The sequence below is a fragment of the Polaromonas sp. genome (genome assembly GCF_030682935.1).
In the GTDB taxonomy this organism is placed as follows: Bacteria; Pseudomonadota; Gammaproteobacteria; order Burkholderiales; family Burkholderiaceae_C; genus Polaromonas.
Genome location: NZ_JAUXNA010000219.1, coordinates 1 through 4,587 on the forward strand (window position 1 = coordinate 1; position 4,587 = coordinate 4,587).

The 4,587-nt window shown below is 60.5% G+C and carries 4 protein-coding genes and 1 pseudogene; 2 read left to right on the plus strand and 3 right to left on the minus strand.

The annotated features are described in order from the left end of the window. From Q8K05_RS09955 to Q8K05_RS09965, 3 genes and pseudogenes are all read right to left on the minus strand, one after another. Positions 1 to 347, minus strand: a pseudogene (locus tag Q8K05_RS09955) (c-type cytochrome biogenesis protein CcsB); the annotation flags it as partial. 11 nt (positions 348 to 358) lie between these two features. Next, on the minus strand, positions 359 to 2,536 hold the full coding sequence (locus Q8K05_RS09960) for a cytochrome c biogenesis protein ResB (RefSeq protein ID WP_305246468.1): 2,178 nt from the start codon (positions 2,534 to 2,536) through the stop codon (positions 359 to 361). 218 nt (positions 2,537 to 2,754) lie between these two features. Next, positions 2,755 to 3,405: a cytochrome c gene (locus Q8K05_RS09965; RefSeq protein ID WP_305246469.1), complete on the minus strand. Its 651-nt coding sequence runs from the start codon at positions 3,403 to 3,405 to the stop codon at positions 2,755 to 2,757. Positions 3,406 to 3,592: 187 nt separating this feature from the next. Between Q8K05_RS09965 and yihA the strand changes: the two genes are divergently transcribed. Together yihA and Q8K05_RS09975 are read left to right on the plus strand one after the other, a co-directional pair. Then, positions 3,593 to 4,348, plus strand: a complete 756-nt coding sequence (gene yihA, locus Q8K05_RS09970; RefSeq protein ID WP_305246470.1) for a ribosome biogenesis GTP-binding protein YihA/YsxC — start codon at positions 3,593 to 3,595, stop codon at positions 4,346 to 4,348. A gap of 99 nt (positions 4,349 to 4,447) precedes the next feature. Further along, on the plus strand, positions 4,448 to 4,587 hold a 140-nt coding region (locus Q8K05_RS09975), incomplete at its 3' end, for an alpha/beta fold hydrolase (RefSeq protein WP_370868821.1).

The following is a 4,587-nucleotide window of genomic DNA, read 5'->3' on the forward strand; positions in this document are numbered from 1 at the left end:
GACTGGCTGGACAGAAAATACTTGAGCCAGAACACCTGCTCAGCCCGCGCCAGATCGCCCTGATAAGACGCAATACCCAGCAGGGCAAAACCGGCAACCAGCGCCATCAGCACGCGCAAGGGCCGCCAGAACCAGCCCATGGCAATGGTGGCCGGAATGGCGCTCAGCAGGATGCCTTTCTCGTACACGTCCATGTAGGCGCTGTAACGCATGAAGGCGTAGAGAAAACCACCGGCAACCAGCGCGGCAAAGACCCAGTCCAGCACATTGCGCTTGGCAAAATAGCCTTCGCTCATGCTCAGCGTGGCGCTGCTGCGCCCTGCCGTCAGGGTGGTGGTGGTGTTGATACCTGGATTGTTCATAGTGGCGCCTGCAACAGTTTCGTTTTCAACATCTCAAACTCCTTGTCACCATCCATGGTTTTACGGTTGGTGGACAAAGCCATGGTGGCCTGGCTGCGGCCTGCAGCAACGGGCACTGAATCATCATCGGTCGCATTGCGCGGCGCCAGCCAGACCCAGACGCGGCGCTCGCGCACGTAGAGCATGGCAAATATCCCCAGGATCAGGAGGGCGCAGCCCAGGTAAACAATGGTCTTGCCCGGCGCACGCGCCACCTGAAACACACTGGCCTGGACCTGCGTGAAGTCCTTGAGCTCAAAGGCCATGGGCGCCGGATAGTGGTGCGCGTCTGACAGGCTCAACACCATCTGGGACATGAAGCTTTGCGTTTTCTCGTCTTGCGCCAGCGGTTTGAGGCCCGCTTGTTCACGGGTCATCTCGGTCAGTTCAAACAGCGAGCCATTCAGGATGCGGATCAGCACCTCCCCGGCGCGGTCGCGTTCGGCCTCAGGCACGTTGGTTTCCATGAAGTCGGACATCGCCTGCAAACCCGCCGTTTTTTCCTTGCCGACCGCCGCGCTGTCGGGTCCGCTGCCCGCAAACAGGGCCAACGCACGCGACGCCGAGGCCGCGAGTTGCTCGACGAGTTCCGGCCTGTCGGTGCCAATGGCCTGACGGGCATAACGCTGGACGGCCCGCTCGCGCTGGGCCGGATCGGCCAGCGCGGCACGCAGGCGCAAAAAGGTCTGCATGCTGCCTTCCGCATCGGCGGGAATCCGCAGGTACTTAAAGACATCCACCGGTGTGTCGCGCACCCCCAACAGGTACACCGCCGGGCTGTCCGTTCTGTCATCGACCTGGACCGGCAACATGTAATTTTGATATTCGCGAGCCTGGCCGGAGGCATCGCGCAGCTTGTAAAGCACGCTGGGGCCGACGTTGCGCAGTTCTTTCTGGGTTGCGGTCTTGTTGGCAGCGCCCAGGCGCTTGTCTATGGCCTGACGCAAATCGACCTTGCGCACATCCACCCCAGAGCCGCTGCCCATGCCGCCGCCGGCGGAAAAGTTTTCCACGTTGATGACCCGCAGCGCGGTGTATTCAAGCGTCATTTTTTCTGCGTCCGCACCCTGGCCGTTGCTCAGGCTGCTGGAGCCGCCAATCGTGCCCTGGATTTCGAAGGGCTTGCTGGCGGCCGCCATGGGAATGGCCTTGAGCGTGACGCTGGAGCCGCCGTCATCGAAGCTGGACTGGAAAATCTCGACCCCTCTGTGCTTCACCGGATGATTGACCTCGACCCGCGCTGGAATCTTGTCGCCGGTTTCCTTGTCATGAATAACGATGTCGCTGGCAAACAGCTTGGGCATGCCGGTGGAATAAAACTCCACGCTGAATTTCTTCAGTTCCACTGAAAACGGCAGTTCCTGCAGCAGCACGCCGCCGGGCTGGTTCAGGATGGCCGTGCTGGACTGCGTGCCCTCGGCGACCAGCAGATTGGCGCGAAACGTGGGGTTGTTGTCGGCGAGGCGGTGCTGGGTCGGCACATCGGCGATCAGGCCGCCACCGGTATAGATGGACTTGTCGCCCAGCCACATCTGTGCGCGCACCATCATGTCGCCGTCCAGCAAACCGCCCACGCAGACCAGCACAATTGCACTGTGCGCCGCAATATAGCCCAGCTTGTTGGCAGCGCCTTTTTTGGCCGCCACCATCCAGCCCGCATCGCGTTGCTGCAGTTTGACCTTCCAGCCGCTTTGCACCAGGGTTTGGCCGATGCGGCGGGCCGCGACTTCGGGCGACTCGGTGAGCGCCGCTTCGGCGCGGTGACCAAAGGCCTTGAGGCTTTGCTCGCGGACGTTTTCCTTGAGCTGATTCAGGTCCGTCAGGATTTTGGGGGCGTTGCGGGCAATGCAAAGGCTGGTGCTGAGCACCAGAAAAGCCAGAATCAGCAAAAACCACCAGGCGCTGTAGACCGTGTTGAGGCTGGCCAGACTGAACACTTGGGCCCAGAACGGACCGAACTGGTTCACGTAATTGCTCAGCGGCTCTTGCTGCTTGAGCACGGTTCCGATAATCGACGCGATGCAGATGACGGTCAGCAGCGAAATCGAAAATCGCATGGACGACAGCAGTTCCACGGACGCCCGCAGAGTGCGGGAGCCCCAGTTCACTTTCATACCTTCGGTGGATACAGTCATGCGTGAAATCGGGTTTGATATCGGGTCAAAGGGGTCTGCTGAGTCAACGCCAGCAAAACAATGCAGCAGAAGGTATCAGCAAAAAACAAAAAAGCGGGCCTTCGTCAGAAAGACCCGCCTTGCTGTGAGTGAGTTTGCAGGCTCAAGTTCAATACATCAGTCAATCTGCATGTATTATCATTTAAAAAGGGGTGACCGGGTCCAGCCTGCGCCTCGGCTCAGCGCAAGCCGGCGATGTAATCGGACACGGCGCGAATCTCGCGGTCATTGAGTTTGGCGGCGACCTGGCTCATCTGCAGGCTGTTTTTACGAACACCGTCGCGGAAAGACGTCAGCTGCGTGGCGGTGTACTCGGCATGCTGGCCGCCCAGGCGCGGATACTGCGCAGGAATGCCGGCACCGCTCGGGCTGTGGCAGCCGGCGCAAGCGGCAATCTGGCGATCTGCCAGGCCGCCACGGTAAATGCGCTCACCGAGCGTGACCAGCTCTTTTTCTTTGGCAAACCCGGGTGTGACTTTTTTCGACGTGGCCCAGTACGCAATGTTTTTCATGTCGTCTTCGGACAGCATGGACGCAAAACCCACCATGATGGCATTTTGGCGCTTGCCGGATTTGAACTCCTGCAACTGCTTGACCAGGTATTCAGGGTGCTGCTGCGCCAGCTTGGGATTGGCGGCAATACCCGAATTTCCGTCAACGCCGTGGCAGCTGACGCACAGCGCCGTAAAACTGGCTGCGCCTTTGACAAGGTCAGGCTTGGCGACCTGGGCGGGCGCCGCTGCGGCAGGTACGGCCTGGCCAACGGCAAACGACGACACGGCAGACAGGGTCAGCACAGCGGACACCAGAGAGGTAACGAGCAAGTTCATATCGGGGTTTTAATGGTTTGGCGCACAATACTTTGAACGCGCTGATTTTACAATGCTTAGCGGCGGCGCTGATGACTCGGGCCTTGCCGCGCTGGCCACGAGTCTGTCACAACTTGCTGGCTGATACTCTATCACCCTCTTTACCGCATGCTACCGCCTGCAACCGCCCTCCAGGGACTGCCCCATCATGACTTCCTCCACCTCGCTACCCTCTTCCAGCCAGCCCGCCGCTGCGGCACCGGCCCTGCCCAACCCCAAGATCGCCATGGGCTGGCTGCACACGGCCAAGTTCCTCACCACCGCGCCCGAACTGAAACACCTGCCCCGGCTGGAAGTGCCTGAAATCGCTTTTGTGGGCCGCTCGAATGCCGGCAAGTCCACCTGCATCAACACCCTGACACAGCAACACCGGCTGGCTTTTGCCTCCAAAACCCCAGGCCGCACGCAAAGCATCAACCTGTTTTCGCTGGGCAAACAGGGCGTGACCGACGCGATGCTGGCCGACTTGCCCGGCTACGGCTATGCGGCCGTCCCCAAGGAAGCCAAATACCGCTGGCAGCAGGTGATGGGCAACTACCTGCAGACCCGCGACAACCTCAAGGCCGTGGTGCTGCTGTGCGACCCGCGCCTGGGGCTGACCGAACTTGACGAAATTTTGCTCGACGTGATCCGGCCCCGGGTGGTCGAAGGCCTCAAGTTTTTGGTGCTGCTGACCAAATCGGACAAGCTCAACAAGACCGAAGCGGCCAAGGCGCTGTCCATTGTCAGGCTGCAGGCCGGCGGCGGCGATGTCAAACTCTTTTCGGCGCTGAAGCGGCAGGGCGTTGAAGAGGTGGCCCAGCACCTGTGGGACTGGGCGCACCCGTCGGAAAAGCCGGTGAAACCAGCCAAAGCCGTGCCAGACGCCGAAGAAGCCGACCCGTCCGCGCCCGCCGAATCCTGAAAGCGGCTGGTGCGGCATTGTGGGCGGCTGCATTTTTAAGTAAAAAGTGGCTGTAGCGCATATAGGAACGGCGCAAGCCGCTATAAATAGCGTAGCACCATGATTGAAACCAGTTTGCAGACCCTGCCGCACGGCATCACCCTGTCGTGCCGCAGCACTGGCGCCAAAGGCCGGCCGGTGCTGATGTTTCTGCACGGTTTTCCGGAAGCGGCCTTTGTCTGGGACGGGCTGCTGGCGCA